Origin of the sequence: Streptomyces sp. ISL-11, from assembly GCF_018614525.1 — a bacterium.
Taxonomy (GTDB): domain Bacteria; phylum Actinomycetota; class Actinomycetes; order Streptomycetales; family Streptomycetaceae; genus Streptomyces.
On record NZ_JAGGOL010000004.1, the window covers coordinates 16265 to 31617 of the forward strand.

15 protein-coding genes and 1 pseudogene are annotated in these 15353 nt (G+C 71.6%); 6 read left to right on the forward strand and 10 right to left on the reverse strand.

Going from position 1 to position 15353, the window contains the following annotated elements; translation table 11 throughout:
* Positions 1–5: 5 nt before the first annotated feature.
* Together J7E86_RS00665 and J7E86_RS00670 are read right to left on the reverse strand one after the other, a co-directional pair.
* A complete protein-coding gene (locus tag J7E86_RS00665) occupies positions 6–578 on the reverse strand; it encodes a YceI family protein (RefSeq protein ID WP_215078599.1) in 573 nt (190 codons plus the stop codon).
* 437 nt (positions 579–1015) lie between these two features.
* The gene (locus tag J7E86_RS00670) at positions 1016–1423 is read right to left on the reverse strand and encodes a VOC family protein (RefSeq protein ID WP_215078601.1); all 408 of its coding nucleotides are present in this window, start codon (positions 1421–1423) and stop codon (positions 1016–1018) included.
* 183 nt (positions 1424–1606) lie between these two features.
* Here J7E86_RS00670 and J7E86_RS00675 point away from each other — a divergent pair.
* Positions 1607–1987: pseudogene (locus J7E86_RS00675) on the forward strand (methyltransferase type 11); the annotation flags it as partial.
* A gap of 107 nt (positions 1988–2094) precedes the next feature.
* Here J7E86_RS00675 and J7E86_RS00680 read toward each other — a convergent pair.
* The 4 genes from J7E86_RS00680 to J7E86_RS00695 all read right to left on the reverse strand — a co-directional run bounded on the left by J7E86_RS00680 (position 2095) and on the right by J7E86_RS00695 (position 4316).
* Entirely contained in the window at positions 2095–2538 is a 444-nt protein-coding gene (locus J7E86_RS00680) for a MarR family transcriptional regulator (protein WP_215078603.1), read from the reverse strand.
* Positions 2535–3029, reverse strand: a complete 495-nt coding sequence (locus tag J7E86_RS00685; RefSeq protein WP_215078605.1) for a MarR family winged helix-turn-helix transcriptional regulator — start codon at positions 3027–3029, stop codon at positions 2535–2537. The genes J7E86_RS00680 and J7E86_RS00685 overlap by 4 nt, the downstream gene beginning before the upstream one ends.
* A gap of 185 nt (positions 3030–3214) precedes the next feature.
* Positions 3215–3424 (reverse strand): DUF397 domain-containing protein, encoded by a 210-nt coding sequence (locus J7E86_RS00690; protein WP_308312419.1) that lies wholly within the window; start codon positions 3422–3424, stop codon positions 3215–3217.
* Positions 3425–3446: 22 nt separating this feature from the next.
* Positions 3447–4316 carry a helix-turn-helix transcriptional regulator gene (locus J7E86_RS00695; RefSeq protein WP_215078608.1) on the reverse strand — a complete coding sequence of 290 codons (870 nt, stop codon included), beginning with the start codon at positions 4314–4316 and terminating at the stop codon, positions 3447–3449.
* A gap of 266 nt (positions 4317–4582) precedes the next feature.
* On the opposite strand from J7E86_RS00695, the gene J7E86_RS00700 reads away from it, so the two are divergent.
* On the forward strand, positions 4583–5173 hold the full coding sequence (locus J7E86_RS00700) for a DUF6415 family natural product biosynthesis protein (protein ID WP_215078610.1): 591 nt from the start codon (positions 4583–4585) through the stop codon (positions 5171–5173).
* Between the two features lie 20 nt (positions 5174–5193).
* Here J7E86_RS00700 and J7E86_RS00705 read toward each other — a convergent pair whose 3' ends face one another.
* From J7E86_RS00705 to J7E86_RS00720, 4 genes are all read right to left on the reverse strand, one after another.
* Complete coding sequence (locus J7E86_RS00705) at positions 5194–5922, reverse strand: tyrosine-protein phosphatase (protein ID WP_215078612.1); 729 nt, start codon at positions 5920–5922, stop codon at positions 5194–5196.
* A gap of 182 nt (positions 5923–6104) precedes the next feature.
* Positions 6105–6476, reverse strand: a complete 372-nt coding sequence (locus J7E86_RS00710; RefSeq protein WP_215078613.1) for a cupredoxin domain-containing protein — start codon at positions 6474–6476, stop codon at positions 6105–6107.
* Between the two features lie 180 nt (positions 6477–6656).
* Positions 6657–7244, reverse strand: a complete 588-nt coding sequence (locus J7E86_RS00715) for an EF-Tu/IF-2/RF-3 family GTPase (protein WP_215078615.1) — start codon at positions 7242–7244, stop codon at positions 6657–6659.
* 35 nt (positions 7245–7279) lie between these two features.
* The gene (locus tag J7E86_RS00720; protein ID WP_215078648.1) at positions 7280–8791 is read right to left on the reverse strand and encodes a CehA/McbA family metallohydrolase; all 1512 of its coding nucleotides are present in this window, start codon (positions 8789–8791) and stop codon (positions 7280–7282) included.
* Positions 8792–9052: 261 nt separating this feature from the next.
* On the opposite strand from J7E86_RS00720, the gene J7E86_RS00725 reads away from it, so the two are divergent.
* The 4 genes from J7E86_RS00725 (at position 9053) to J7E86_RS00740 (ending at position 15136) form a co-directional block, all read left to right on the forward strand.
* Entirely contained in the window at positions 9053–9910 is an 858-nt protein-coding gene (locus J7E86_RS00725; protein WP_215078617.1) for a TIGR03619 family F420-dependent LLM class oxidoreductase, read from the forward strand.
* 157 nt (positions 9911–10067) lie between these two features.
* On the forward strand, positions 10068–12662 hold the full coding sequence (locus J7E86_RS00730) for a bifunctional FO biosynthesis protein CofGH (protein ID WP_215078619.1): 2595 nt from the start codon (positions 10068–10070) through the stop codon (positions 12660–12662).
* 186 nt (positions 12663–12848) lie between these two features.
* On the forward strand, positions 12849–13940 hold the full coding sequence (locus tag J7E86_RS00735) for a hypothetical protein (protein ID WP_251018482.1): 1092 nt from the start codon (positions 12849–12851) through the stop codon (positions 13938–13940).
* A 74-nt stretch (positions 13941–14014) separates the two neighbouring features.
* Positions 14015–15136 (forward strand): ADP-ribosylglycohydrolase family protein, encoded by a 1122-nt coding sequence (locus tag J7E86_RS00740; RefSeq protein ID WP_215078621.1) that lies wholly within the window; start codon positions 14015–14017, stop codon positions 15134–15136.
* The last annotated feature ends 217 nt before the right edge of the window (positions 15137–15353 follow it).

Consider the following 15353-nt stretch of genomic DNA (forward strand, 5'->3'; position numbering starts at 1 on the left):
CTCGGTCACGGGGGCGGTTCGCCCGCCTCCAGGACGGCTTCGACGTCGACCACGACGTCGATCAGGTCGGAGACGACCACACCGCCGCGGTCGACGACGTCGTTCCAACTGACGCCGAAGTCATGGCGATTGACGCGCGCCTTGGCGGTGAAGCCGGCACGTCGCCTCGGCCCCATGTCCTTCCCGTCCTCCCACCAGGGTGTGTCCCACTGCCCGAGGTAGACGACGTCGAAGGTCACGGGCCGCGTCACTCCGCGTACGGTGAGGTCGCCGGTGACCTCGAATTCCGACGCGCTCGCCTGATGCACCCGGGAACCGGAGAACGTCCACGTCGGATGGTTCTCGACATCGAAGAAATCCGCACTGCGCAGATGACCGTCGCGCTGCGGCTGCCCGGTGTACACCTGCGTCGCGTCGACGGTCGCCTCGATGCGCGCCTTCTCCGGACGCTCGGGATCGACTTCCATTGAGCCTTGTACGTTCTTGAGCTGCCCGCGCACGTTGGTGACCATCATGTGGCGGGCACGGAATTCGGCGCCGGTGTGGCCGGGCTCGAAGAACCATTTGGTGGTGGCCATGGCTGCTCCTGGGGCGGGCCGGCCCCCTGCGGCCAGGATAGGCCGGGGCGCGGCCGGGCGCCTCTCCCCGCCGGGGAGGGGCGGCCGCTGGTACGAGCCGGGTCAACCGCTCGGGCGGTGGCGGCCCGAGGCGTGTCCGTGATGCGGGCGATCCGGCTGACGATCGGTGTGAGCGCGGTGGCGGGCGTGGACCGGCTCGCCGCGGCGGTCCGTAGCTCATGCCAGTGGTTTGGCGTCAAGATTCTTTCGGGGAGCCGGTGCACTCCGTCATCGCGTTCTGAGCGTGACGACCCGGCGGTGCGGGTGATCGACGAGACCGGCGAAGGGGCGAAGAGCACCCACACCGTCGGCGCTCAACGCCAGTGCACCGGCACCACGGGTCGGATCGTGGCATGGTCGGCGCCGCGCGGCGCCGACCGCGCGGGGCCTACGGACGGTCAGCCATCACTACGGCTCGCCCGGCCGCGCTGCCGCAGCGCGATCCGGTTGCCGTCCGGATCCACGGCCTCGATGCGGACCCCGAACGCGTAGTCCTCCGGTTCGGGCTGTTCGAATGTCACACCGCGGTCGCGAAGCACCTCGAAGTCCTTCCTCAGGTTGTCCGATTCGAGGAAGACCTGGCCGGGCGTGGTGTCCGGCTGCACCTCGGCCGGCTGCCCCGGGGCAGCAGCCTGCGGCCAGAGGATGATCTCGACCGAACTGCCAGGGACGCCCACGGTGAGGAAGCGTCCCTCAGGACCCGGGTAGTCGACGCGCTTCTCCAGGCCAAGCTGTTCCGCATAGAACCTCAGCGCGCGGTCCTGATCAGTGACATTGAGCGTTACGTACATGATGTTGGTCAGCATCGTGTCGTCCTGTCCATTCGTCGGTCCGGCGACGTTCGCGCCGGGGCGCCGATCGGCCTCGGAGTTCGAGTCGGTCGTCGGTCACCCCCGGGTGGGGTCGTCGTGTTGCTTTGTCACTTCACTGACGGAATCCGCCGGGAGAATGTGACGGGGGACGAAACTGTGCGGGTGATCAGCACGCGAGGGGTGGCCGGCGTTGTGCTGGACGTGTTCGCCCCGCGCAACCCACCCGAGTTCCACCGGGTGCTGCGCCCGACCGGCCGGTTGATCGTGGTGCGTCCTACCGGGCGGCACCTGGCCGAGCTGCGCGGCCAGGTGCCTGCGATGGTCACGATCGACCCGGCCAAAGAAGAACGACTGCGCCAAAGGCTGGACCCCTTCTTCGAGGCCGCCGTTACCGAACAGATCGAGTACCCCACACCCCTCACCAGGCTGGAGGCCCTCGACCTGGTGGGGATGACGCCGAGCGCACGCCACCTGAACCGTGCAGACCTGGACGATGACGGCATCCTGCCGAACCGGGTCACCGTCTCCGTACTGGCCACCACCTACCAGCCTCGGTGACCACGAGCGGGCGCACGCGCCTGCTGACGTTTGGTGCCCTGCCTTGCCCACAACATGGGGATGGCAGGGCACCCGTTCGCCGACCACTGCCTCCGCCGCGCCCTTGGTCAGGCGGTCAGCGCCGCAAGCTCCGCGTTGGCGCGCTCGGTGACCAGGGCGAGGACGCGGCCGGCGGCGGCCAGGTCCTCGGCGGGTATCCCGCCCCATACGCGGGCGGTGATGGGGGCGGTCTCCGCGCCGACGGCGGCGATCAGCTCGCGCCCTGCCTTCGTGGGGCGAAGTCGCGCGCCGTCCACGTCGAGCAGCTGCTTGGCCAGCAGCTCGTCGAGAGTGGCGCGGATGTCGGCCGGATCGGTCTTGAGAGAGTCCTGGACCTGGGTGACGAGATCGTCCGGCGTCTGCGGGGCGTCGGCGGTGACGGCGGCGCGCAGGGCGATCTGCTGCTGGAACGTGATGCCGTGCCGGGTCAGGACGTGCTCCAGGACGCCGCGGGCGGCGTAGTGGGCCAGGCCGAGGGCGCGGGCGTTGGCGACGGGTGCGGTGGTGGTCATGGTGTTGTCTCCTGAGCGCTCTCGTCGTTCGGTACGGATGGATCGAGGGGTGCGTCGAGCAGGGTTGTCAGCTCGTCGGTGAACGCGCGCGTCCGCTGGTCGTCGAGGCCGCCGAGCGGCTCCAGCAACTGCTGAAGCAGGTCCTGGACCACTGCGATGGCTTGCCGCGTGACGGCCTGGCCCCGCTCGGTGAGGGCGAGCTGTACGGCGCGGGGGTCGCGGGGGTCGCGGGTGCGCTCGATCAGGCCGGCCGACTCCAGGGCGCGCGCCAGCTTCGAGACGTACAGCGCCTCCAGGCCGGTGTGGTCGGCGAGTCGGCGCTGACTGGGCCGCTCGCCGGCGCGCTGCATGCCGTGCAGCGATGCGACCAGTGAGTACTGCGCGTGGGTGAGGCCCAGCGGAGCCACCGCGCGATCGACCGCGACGCGCCACTTGTTGGCGAGTCGCCATACCAGGAAACCGGGTGTGGGGCCCGGTGAACCGTTGCTCATGACAAGTAGAGTACATGGCTACTATGTACATGGCTACTATTTTTATGTGATGTGTCGGTGCGCATGGCGTTGTCGCGGCCGCCATCGTGGGCGGACTCGCCGCGACCACCGCACCGGCGCAGGTGAGCAGCCCGCCCTGCTGACGCCCCGCGCGAAGGCACCCAAGGGCTGCGGCGCGGACCAGGTCAGTCGACTGGGCCGTGAGTAAGCCGGCCGGAGCGGACCTCATCTATGAAAGAGGCCCAGGCGGCGGCGGGGACGGTGAGGGCGGGGCCGTTGGCTTGTTTGGAGTCGCGTATGCCCACCCGCTCGGTGAGCACCGCGACCGATATGCAGCCGCCCCCTCCGTTGTCGCCGCTGTGCGAGGACTTGAACCAGGAGCTCTCATCAGCCACTTGGAGGGCTGTTGACCGGGCCTTAGTGGTCATCGATCTCTCTCGCCAGTCGTTGGAGGAATTCGGCGGTCCTGGCCGGGGCCAGAGCGCTCTCCCGCATCGCGTCGAACCTTCGGGCGTGCTTCCAGACCTCGCGGGGCTTGTCGGAAACGGTCATGACTGATGCGCCTTCGTCCATCACGACCGGGTCGAGTCCGGCATCGAAGTCCAGGATCACGAAATTCGCCAGGGCCCGGTAAGCGGGGAGATTCTGCGGAAGGACCTGGACTGTCACGTGATCGAGTGCGGACACCCTCTGGATCTCCTCGTACTGCTCCCGCATGATGTCAGCGCTGCCGACCACGCGGCGGAGTGCTGCTTCGTCGAGGATCACCCGCAGTTCAATCGGGTCGTCTCCGTGAACGATCTCCTTGCGCTTCATGCGGAGCGCGATGCTCTCCTCGACGAATTCGGTCGTCCGTTCATCGATCGGCTTCGCCGTCGTGAACAAGGCGCGGGCATAGTTCTCGGTTTGGAGGAGGCCGAAGACGAGCTGCGCATGCCATGCGCGCATCGAGGCGGCATCGGACTCCAGACCCACGTACAACGGCTGACCTGACGGCATGAAGTTCTGATAGGGCCGGTACCAGTCGGCGCTCAGGGAGTCGCGGTGCAGCATCAGCAGGTGTTCGCGATCGGCGCGGTCCGTAACGCCGTACAGCTCCAGTAGGTCTTCCAGGTCGCGGACACGCGGCAACTGGTTGTGACCGGACTCGACCCGGTTGAGTTTCGATTCCGAGCTCTCGATGGCTGCGGCGGCCTCCTTCGTGCCGAATCCCTTCTTCTCTCGCAGGCGACGGAGCTCCTTGCCCAGCTCCCTCCGACGGAACGTCGGACCGCGTCGTGCTGCCAACCTCGGCCTCCTGATGATGCGCGGGTCGACGTGCCCCTGTACCCCGTCGGCTCATCCCTGTCGGTGCCTTGTGAGCCGCAGCTCGTGGTCGTCGGCCCCCTGTTGGGAGTCTCCCACCGGCTGTCCCCTCTCAGGCAAGCATTGTTCGAGCTTTGTCATATGCCAATTTCGAGAACTTACTTCTTTAAGCTGCAAGGCAACGGGGTGCTGCGCGACGGTATTTGGGTCATCGGCAGTCCCGTCGTACCGCTCCTCAAGGAGCCCTCATGCCTCCCTTCCCGCACACCGCCCATGTCGGCGGAGGACTCACCGGCCCTCAGCCGGCAGAGCTTGTCTCAGCGCCGAGGCGCACCCCCATCGAGGAAGCCATCCGCGAAGCCACCTCCATGCACCGCATGCTGCCCACCCCCGAGCGCATGGCCGCGCTGACCAGCCGTCTCCGTGCCTTCATCGGCGCGGCGGCCTCCGACCTGGAAGCCGCCGTCCGCGACCGTCCCCACGCTGATCCCATCCGGGAAGACGCCATCGCCGTGGTCAAGGAAGGGCGGTACCGGCTCGGGATCGGGCCCGGCGACGGTTACGCATCCGCGATCACCCTGGCCAGAAGCCTGGGGTGGGGAGCCGACGCGCTGCTCAAGCAGCAACGGCGGCTTCAGCGTGCCGTCGCCGATGGCGTGGTCGCCGTGGCCGGTACGTCAGGGCCGGGCGTCATCGCCCTCGGGGCCGCCGAGAGCTGTACGGCCTGCCTCGGGCTCGTAGAGCTGCGGGGGGAGGCGGAGCGTCGGCACGACTGGGCGGCGATGCGGCGCGCCGACGCCCGGCTCACCGCCCACCGGGCGTCCGTACACGCCGGGTAGCCGGCACGCGCGGCCGGCGCTCAGACCAGCAATTGCGTCCGCAGCCGGTCGATCAACGCGTCGTCGACACCGACGTGCTTCACCGCGTAATCCCGCACCGAGCCGTACGTCGTGGTGAGGTCGGACAGGAACAGCCGGATCACGTCCTCCGGCGCTCGTCCGTAGCCGGGCCACCGCAGGGTGCGGGTCGGGTGGGCGGCCGCCCAGTCCGCGATCAGCCGGTCCGTGGCCAGTTCGGTGAGCGCGAAGTCCGCGGCGATGTCGTCGACGCCCACGTCCAGGAGCGAGAGCACCAGCGCGGCCAGCAGGCCCGTGCGGTCCTTGCCGGAAGCGCAGTGGAAGACCTGCGGGGAGTCGTCGGCTCCGGCGATGAGCTCCAGGGCCTGCTTCAACTCCTCGGCGCCGTCCAGGGCGACCTCCGCGTAGCGGTCGGCGAGGTAACGCCATGGATCGAGGCCCGGGTCGATCTCGGCCTGGTCGTAGGGCCGGTGCTCGACGCTGAGGTTCACGTACGTCTGCCCGGCGGATTCGGGTACTCGGCCCTTGGCCTCGATCTCCCACGGGTAGCGCAGGTCGATCACCGTGCGCACGCCCAGGGAAAGGTAACGGTCCCAGTCGGCGCCCTGGAGCTTGGAGAGCGCGTCGGAACGGTAGAGGCGGCCCCAGCGCACGGTTCGTCCGTCCTGGGTGCGATAGCCGCCCAGGTCACGGAAGTTGTGCAGGCGGTCGAAGTCTATGTGTCGTCGCACCTGTGGCACGTTAGGCCGTGCCTGGCGGATCTTCGGCCGCGGGTCGTTTTGCCGCCTGCGGCGGCGAGCGCCCTGCGGGCGCGTCCTCAAGCTCCCCCGGCTACCGCTGGGAGGTGCCCCCAGACGGGCTTGATTGTGGCTGGGCTCAGCCGCTTTCAGCCCGTCCGGGGATCACCCTGCCATCACTGCACGATGACCGTGCCGGTCATGGACGGGTGGAGGGTGCAGTGGTAGACGAAGGTCCCCCGGGTGGTGAACGTACGGGTGAAGGCCGCGCCCGGTGGCAGGTCTCCTGAGTCCCATCCCGGCCCGTCGGACGTCGTGGTGTGGGTGTCTTCGTCGTTGTTGACCCAGCGGACCGAGTCGCCGGCGTTGACGGTCACCGACTGCGGAGTGAACGTGAAGTTCTGGATCGCTACGGTCTTCTGGGCAAGGGACCGGGCCCCGGGCTCGGCCGCCGACGTCGCGGGAGCTGCCAGAAGCACTCCCAGCGTCAACGTGGCCACGAGCGCGGTGAGGAGGCGGAAGAACGTACGAGCGGGAGAACGCGGCATGTCGAGGCCCCTTCCTTGGAGCAGCCGGTATGCGAGCTCGTGCAGGGTCCGAGCCCGTACTGAAGTGAGGTGAGATTTCCCTCCTGTCGCCATAACAACCATCATTCGCCCCTATGTGGGGCTGCCGAGGGTGCCAGGCCGCTGGAGAGGCGCACGAGGGTGAGCCGACCCGGGCGTACTTCACACCCGCGTCACCACCCCGTCGGCCACCCCGCTCCCCGTGCGGTCCCGCATGAGGAAGTGGAGTCCTGGCTCCAGGGGGACCGGTACCGGCAGGCGGGCCGTGAGGGTGGCCAGGCCCGGGGAGGCATGGTGCAGCTCTTCGCCGTCTCTGTGGAGCGTGAGAATCTCGCCCTGCGAATCCGCAGTGCGGAACATGAAGCGGCCCTCGCGCGTCGACGGGAAGGCGATCGCGCGGCCGACCTCCTCCTCCGGGCGGATGCACACCCGCGCCTCGAATTCCGTGTGCGCGCCGATCGAGCCCGGCGCCGCGAGGACCTGGCCGCGCTCGGCGTCCTCGCGGCCCTCGACGCCGCGCAGCCGCAGTCCGACGTTCTCGCCCGCCGTGGCCCGCTCGACCCAGTCCCGGAACCTCTCGATGGCGGTGACCTGGACAGTTCGCGTCACGCCATCACCGCCCAAGAGTTCGACCTCGTCGCCGATCCGTACCGTCCCCCGCTCGATGCGACCGGTCAGGACCGTACGGCCGTCGGACAGGACGAAGACGTCCTCCACGGGCATCAGAAAAGGTTCCGTCGCGCTGGTCATGGACCCCAGTTTCCCCCGGAGCCCGGGGACCGCTCCTACTCCCGCCCCAGGAACACCGGATTCGTCATCGCCACCATCGGCCCCGGCACGCCCGCCGGATCGCCGCCCTCCGCCGGTCGCCGCACCTCCGCCCGTACATACGCGGCGTACGACGGCGTCGTGCGCCACTCCAGCCGGCCGTCCGGCGGGACCGGGGCGGTCAGGAGGCGGCCCTGGTCCGTCACGAACGACGCCGTGCAGCCGGCCGGCACGCCCGATACCTCCAGCCGGGCCGTCACCCGCGCGTCGTGGTCCACCCGCAGCCGTTCGCCGATGCCCGCGCGGGCTCCGCGCCCGCCCGTCACCTCGAAGGAGAGCCGCACCGCCGACGACTCCGCGATCCAGCTGTGCCCGGCGCGAATGGCCGCCAGGAGGGCCGGCCGCGAGAGGTCCTCGGCGTGGACGACGGTCTGCGGGAGGCCGATGGTCTGGGGTTCGCGGTGGGCGTCGCTGTTGCCCATGGCGGGCAGCCATCGGCCGCCGCCGCGGACCGCCGCGACCAGCGCGTTGTCCCATTCGGCGATCGCGACCTCGTCGTCGGGGGTGAAGGGGCCGTTCCAGACCTCGACCGCGTCGGCCTCGCCGAAGCCGAACTTCCAGTTGCAGCCGACGCACGTCGCGTGCGGATGGGCCGGTACGACCAGGCCGCCCGCCCGGCGGATCGTGCGGGCGAAGCGGCCGAAGGCGTTGTCGCGGGCGCGGTAGCGCCAGTCGACGAAGGTGCCGGGGTCGGTGCCCAGGGCCAGCACGTGGCCGTTGCGGGTCGTCACCTCCTCGCCGGTCAGGATCAGCAGGTCGGCACCCCACAGGCCCTCCCACGCGCCGTGCGCCGACGTCGTGTTGTGCTCCGTCGTCGTGATCCAGTCCAGGCCGGCGGCGCGCGCGGCGGCGGCGATCTGCGCGGGCGTGCGCAGGCCGTCGGAGTACACGCTGTGCAGGTGGTTGTCGCCCCGGTACCAGGCGCGGCCGCGCCCCTTGGCGCGCTGCGGCGGGTACACCGGCCTCGGCGTCGTGCCCGGCGCCCCGTACCGCAGGGTGACCGTCACCTCGTACGCCAGGCCCTGCGGCGCGACCGTGTAGGGGCCGAGGCAGACGTGCCAGGTGCCGGGGCGTACGGGGCCGGGGAGGTAGCCGGGCGTGGCGCGGTCGGCGGCGATGGCGAACTCCGTGCGGGCACCGCCCGACCAGCCGCGGAACCCCGCGCCGCCCAGGTCCGTGCCGCGCTCGTCGAAGACGCCGATGTCGCAGGCGTTGCCGGGGGTGCCGGGCGGCACGGCCGGTCTGTCGTACGTGTAGGAGACGGCGATCTCGCGGACGCCGCGCGGGACGTCCACGGGCAGGTACACGAAGTCGGGAGCACCGACCGGCAGGCGTCCGGTGACCTTGCGGGACTCCTCGGCGCCGGGCCGGGCGGGCCCGTCCGCGTGCGCGAACGTCACGGTGTCGAGCGTCAGCACGCCCGCCGCGCCCGCGACAGCCGTCAGTTTCAGAAGGTCGCGCCGGTGCATCATCCGTGCCTCCAGGGGGAGCGGGGAGAGGGGAGCGCAGGGACCACCGTTGTACGCCCGGGTGGCCCGCGCGGGAACGGGTACGGGCCGCGGATTGCGGCCCGCGGTCGGGCGGCCGGGGTGCCACCGGGTCGTTCTGCCGGAAATCCGGGTGACGCCCGCCGCATGGCGTACCCCTCCGGCCGGGGTCGGCGGCGCACAGTTGGGCATACGGTGACCCCACGCCGCCCCATGCCACGCCACGACGGAGGTGCCCCCCGCATGCGGATCGCCACCACGATCTTTCTCACGGACGAGACGATCAGCCCGGTCCGGCTCGCACGCGAGCTGGAGCAGCGCGGCTTCGACGGTCTCTACCTGCCCGAGCACACCCATATCCCCATCAGCCGTGAGACGCCGTCGCCCGCCGGCGATCCGCTGCCGCGCGAGTACGGGCGGGCCCTGGACCCGGTGGTCGCGCTCTCCCAGGCCGCCGCCGTCACCGAGCGGATCACGCTCGGCACCGGCGTCGCGCTCGTCGCCGAACACGACCCGATCGCGCTCGCCAAACAGGTCGCCACGCTCGACTTCCTCAGCGGCGGCCGCTTCACCCTGGGCATCGGCTACGGCTGGAACGTCGAGGAGGCCGCCGACCACGGAGTGGAGTGGTCCACGCGGCGCGAGCTGGTGCGCGACCGGCTGGCGCTGATGCGGGCGCTGTGGACGGAGGAACCGACGGCCTACGACGGCCGGTTCGGGTCGGTACGGGCGAGCTGGGCGCACCCCAAGCCGCTGCGGGCGCCGCGAACGCGCGAAGGGGCGGAGCCGCTGGTGGGGCCGCGCGTGCTGATCGGCGGCGGCGCCGGGCCGAAGCTGTTCGCGCACATCGCGGAGTACGCCGACGGCTGGCTGCCCATCGGCGGCGGCGGTCTGACGGAGGCGCTGCCCGCCCTCCACCGCGCCTGGGCGGACGCGGGCCGGCACGGCGAGCCGGAGGTCGTGCCGTACGCCGTGCGGCCCTCGGCCGGGAAGCTCGCGCACTACGCCGAGCTGGGGCTGAAGGAGGTCGTCGTCGGGCTGCCGTCGGCGGACGAGGCGGAGGTGCTGCGGGCGCTGGACGCCCACGCGGACTTCCTGTGAGGGACGCGTTCCGATTGTGCCCTCCGCGCGTGCTTCGTCGCAGGTGGGCGGCGTGAACGCGATGTTCGGAGGGTGCCTCCGTCTGGCGTGACGAGGGGCACACAAAACGTCCGGCCACCGCCCCTGTGGGGCATGTGTGCGCTCGTATGCTCGGACCATGACTTCGAGCACGCAGGACCCCGCGCCGGCAGCACCGACCGCGAACGCCATGCGGCGCGCGCTCAGGCGCGCCCGCGACGGAGTGGCTCTGGACGTCACCGAGGCGGCGGTCCTGCTCCAGGCGCGCGGCGACGACCTCACCGACCTGTGCGCGTCCGCCGCCCGGGTGCGGGACGCGGGCCTGGAGGCGGCCGGCCGGGCCGGCGTCATCACCTACTCGAAGAGCGTCTTCATCCCGCTCACCCGCCTCTGCCGCGACAAGTGCCACTACTGCACCTTCGCCACCGTCCCCGGCAAGCTGCGCCGCGCGGGCCACGGGATGTTCATGTCCCCCGACGAGGTGCTCGCCATCGCCCGGCGCGGCGCCGAACTCGGCTGCAAGGAAGCCCTCATCACCCTCGGCGACAAGCCCGAGGACCGCTGGCCCGAGGCACGCGAGTGGCTGGAGGCCGAGGGGTACGACGACACCATCGCGTACGTACGCGCCATGTCGATCCGCATCCTGGAGGAGACCGGGCTGCTGCCGCACCTCAACCCGGGCGTGATGTCCTGGACGGACTTCCAGCGGCTCAAGCCGGTCGCGCCCTCGATGGGCATGATGCTGGAGACCACGGCGACCCGGCTGTGGAGCGAGCCCGGCGGGCCGCACTTCGGCTCCCCGGACAAGGAGCCCGCCGTCCGGCTGCGCGTCCTGGAGGACGCCGGGCGTAGCTCCGTCCCCTTCACCAGCGGGCTGCTGATCGGCATCGGCGAGACGTACGAGGAGCGCGCGGAGTCGCTGTTCGCACTGCGCCGCGTCTCCCGCGCCTACCACGGCATCCAGGAACTCATCCTGCAGAACTTCCGCGCCAAGCCGGACACGGCGATGCGCGGCATGCCGGACGCCGAGCTGGACGAGCTGATCGCCACCGTCGCCGTCGCCCGGCACATCATGGGCCCCACCGCCTGCCTCCAGGCGCCGCCCAACCTGGTCGCGGGGGAGTACGAGAGGCTCATCGGCGCCGGCATCGACGACTGGGGCGGCGTTTCCCCGGTCACCCCGGACCACGTCAACCCCGAGCGCCCCTGGCCGCTCATCGACGAACTCGCCGAGCGCTCCGCCGCCGCCGGCTTCGAGCTGCGCGAACGCCTCGCCGTCTACCCCGAGTTCGTCCGGCGCGGCGAGCCCTGGCTCGACCCGCGCCTGCTGCCGCACGTCCGCGCCCTGGCCGACCCGGAGACGGGCCTGGCGCGCGAGGACGCCGTGGTCGAGGGGCACCCCTGGCAGGAGCCCGAGGACGTGTTCGTCGCGGCCGGGCGTACGGACCTGCACCGCACCATCGACACCGAGGGCCGCACCGCCGACCGGCGCGACGACTTCGACGAGGTGTACGGGGACTGGGCGGCCCTGCGCGAGGCCGCCGCCCCCGGCATGGTCCCCTCCCGGCTCGACGGGGACGTCCGGCAGGCCCTGAAGCAGGCCGCCGACGATCCCACCCGGCTCACCGACGCTGAGGCGCTGACCCTCCTGCACGCCGACGGGCCCGCGCTGGACGCCCTGTGCCGCATCGCCGACGACCTGCGGCGGGCGACGGTCGGCGACGACGTCACGTACATCGTCACGCGGAACATCAACTTCACCAACGTCTGCTACACCGGCTGCCGTTTCTGCGCCTTCGCCCAGCGCCGCACCGACGCCGACGCCTACACCCTCTCCCTGTCGCAGGTCGCCGACCGCGCCGAGCAGGCGTGGGGGCTCGGCGCGGTCGAGGTCTGCATGCAGGGCGGCATCCACCCCGACCTGCCGGGCACCGCCTACTTCGACATCGCGCGGGCGGTCAAGGAGCGCGTCCCGGGCATGCACGTGCACGCCTTCTCGCCGATGGAGGTCGTCAACGGCGCCACCCGCACCGGCATGTCCCTCCGCGAGTGGCTCACCGCCGCGAAGGAGGCGGGGCTCGACAGCATCCCCGGCACGGCCGCGGAGATCCTCGACGACGAGGTCCGCTGGGTCCTCACCAAGGGCAAGCTGCCGACCGCGACGTGGATCGAGGTCGTGAAGACCGCGCACGAGCTCGGCATCCGCTCCTCCTCCACGATGATGTACGGGCACGTGGACCAGCCGCGGCACTGGCTGGGGCACTTCCGGCAGCTGACGGAGATCCAGAAGGAGACGGGCGGCTTCACCGAGTTCGTCACCCTCCCCTTCATCCACACCAACGCCCCCGTCTACCTCGCGGGCATCGCCCGCCCCGGCCCGACCATGCGGGACAACCGCGCGGTCACGGCGATGGCGCGCGTGTTGCTCCACCCGCACATCACGAACATCCAGACGAGCTGGGTCAAGCTGGGCGCGGAGGGGGCGGCGGAGATGCTGCGCTCCGGCGCGAACGACCTCGGCGGGACGCTGATGGAGGAGACCATCTCCCGGATGGCGGGCTCTTCTTACGGTTCGTACCGCTCGATCCGCGATCTGGTCGCCATCGCGGAGTCGGCGGGGCGGCCGGCGCGGGCGCGGACGACGCTGTACGGGGTGGTGCCGGAGGAGCGGCGGGTGGCGGCGGGGGCGTCGGACGGGCATCTGCCGGAGTTGCTGCCGGTGCTGGGGGACTGACCGGTCAGGGACTCGGGGCTCCCGCCCCGGGCCCCGGGTCCTCAAACGCCGGACGGGCTGGATTTCGGGGGCCGGGGGCCTGCCCCCGGTTGCGGGAAGGGGCGGGCTGGGGAAAAACCAGGATGTTGCGGACCTGTCGAGAAGCTCCCATCGGACGGCAACAGTCCGCCACCTAGGGTGATCCGCATGTCCTGGCCTCAGAACCCCCCACAGCCCCACCAGCCCCAGTACCCCCACGGCGCCCCGCAACCCACCGCCGTGGACCAGCCGGCCGTCGCACCCCCGCCTCCGCCCCCACCCGGCGGCGTCCATGCCCAGCCCACCGTCTTCGCGCAGCCGGCCGTCCCGTCGCCGCCCCCGCCGCCGGGCCCGTACCAGCAGCAGCCCCCGCAGGGGCCGCCGCCGCATCAGCAGCAGCCGTACCAGCCCCCGCAGAGCCCGCAGCCCCCGCAGGGCCCCGCGGGCAGCAGCAACAACAAAACCCTCCTCGCCATAGCGGCAGGCGTAGTCGCCCTCGCCGTCATCGGCGGCGGTGCCTTCTTCCTGCTCAAGGGAGGGGACGACGACAAGAAGCCCGACAAGGCCGCAGGCGCCCCCGCGCAGCAGGGTCAGCAGGGCCAGCAGGGTGAGAAGCCCGCTCCGGACGCCGACGCCGGCAACCCCGCCCCCAAGGACGGGCAGCCGATGGTCGCCGGGTGGCAGACCCAGACGCAGCCGCAGCACCACCTCCGGTTCGACGTGCCCGGCACGTCCGACCAGTGGAAGAAGCTCCCGGTCGACACCGCCATCTCGTACACCGACAACGGCAAGCCGGTGGTCGTGATGACCGGAACCGCCAGTTACCGCGAGGGCGGCTGCGCCTCCAGCGCCAACCCGGACTCCATCGGCGAGGCGGGCAAGGGCCAGCTGGCCACGGTCGGTACCACCGGTGGCGGCACGGAGGGGACGCTGGAGGAGAACGCCCGTAACTGGGCGGGCAACTGGGGCGTCATGGCGTACGGCGGGGTCGGCGCGAACAAGCCGAAGATCGAGGTCGGCAAGGCCACGCCCTGGAAGGCGAACGGCATCGAGGGCTACACCGCCACCGCCAAGGTCACCGTCACCCACCGGCCGAGCGCCTGTGTCCCGCCCTCCGCGATCGTGAAGAGCATCGCCCGGAAGATGCCGGACGGCACCTTCCACGGCTGGGTCATCTACGCCGACCAGGGCGTTCCCGACGCCCTCCCCGAGGCGCAGATCGACAAGATCATGAAGACGGTCCGGCCGGATAAGGGCTGAGGCCGGGCGATCACGGTCGAATACAGTGCTGAAGCAGTCCGACAGCGAACGCGATTGATGCCAGGGGGCAGGACGTGACCACGACCGCCGGCGCGGGAACCGCGCTGTGGAGCCGGGCGGACCAGCAGGACTTCCGGGCCCGGGTGCGCGGCTGCCTGCTCGGCGGCGCGATCGGCGACGCGCTCGGCGCGGGGATCGAGTTCGAGTCGCTGGCCGCGATCCGCGCCGCGCACGGGCCGGACGGCGTGAGCGACTACGTCACCGCCTACGGGCGGCGCGGGGCCGTCACCGACGACACCCAGATGACGCTCTTCACGGTCGACGGGCTGATACGGGCCCACGTGCGCCGCGACACCGGAGCCTGGCACCCGCCGACGGACGTCCACCGGGCGTATCTGCGCTGGGCCGCCACCCAGCGCGACTGGGGGCCCGACGAGCGCGAGCCCGACGCCGGGTGGCTGGCGCGCGAGGAGTGGCTGTACGCGCAGCGCGCGCCCGGCAACGCCTGCCTGTCCGGCCTGGCCGACGACGTCATGGGCACGCTGGCGGCACCCAAGAACCCGGAGTCCAAGGGCTGCGGCGCGGTCATGCGCTCGGCGCCGTTCGGGCTGCTCGTCGGCTGGGAGCCCGAGCTGGTCTTCCAGCTCGCCGCCGAGTGCGCGGCCCAGACCCACGGCCACCCGTCCGGCTACCTCTCCGCCGCCGCCTTCGCCGTCATCGTGCACGGCGCCGCGCGCGGCGGGTCCCTGGAGGACGCGATCCGGCGGGCCTTCGCCCTGCTGGCGGAACGGCCCGGCCACGAGGAGACCACCCAGGCGCTGCAGCAGGCGCTCGCGGCCGTCCGCCAGGGCCCGCCGACGGCCGAGCGGCTGGAGTCCCTCGGCCAGGGATGGGTGGCGGAGGAGGCCCTGGCCATGGGTGTCTACTGCGCACTCGTCGCGGAGGACCTGCGGCACGGGCTGCTGCTGGCCGTCAACCACGGCGGCGACTCCGACTCCACCGGTTCCCTCTGCGGCAACCTCCTCGGCGTGCTGCACGGCGAGACGGCGCTGCCGCCCGCCTGGGTGGCCGAGTTGGAGGGCCGGGCGGCGATCCTCGAACTCGCCGACGACTTCGCGATGGAGCTGACGCAGGGCCCGGCGCTGCACGGTCCGGCCGACTCCTCCGCGGTGTGGCTGCGCCGCTACCCGTGCTAGGGCGCGGGCGGCTGCGGGCCGTGTCGTGCGCACCACCGCTGCGCGGCGGTGTCCTCAAACGCCGGACGGGCTGAAGGGGCTGAGCCCAGCCGCATCCAGCCTGTCCGGCGTTTGAGGACGCGCCCGCAGGGCGCTCGCCGCCGCAGGCGGCAAGGACGGCCCGCGGCCGAAGACCCGCGCCCGCCGCCGCAGGCGGCAACGACGGCCCGCAGCGCGA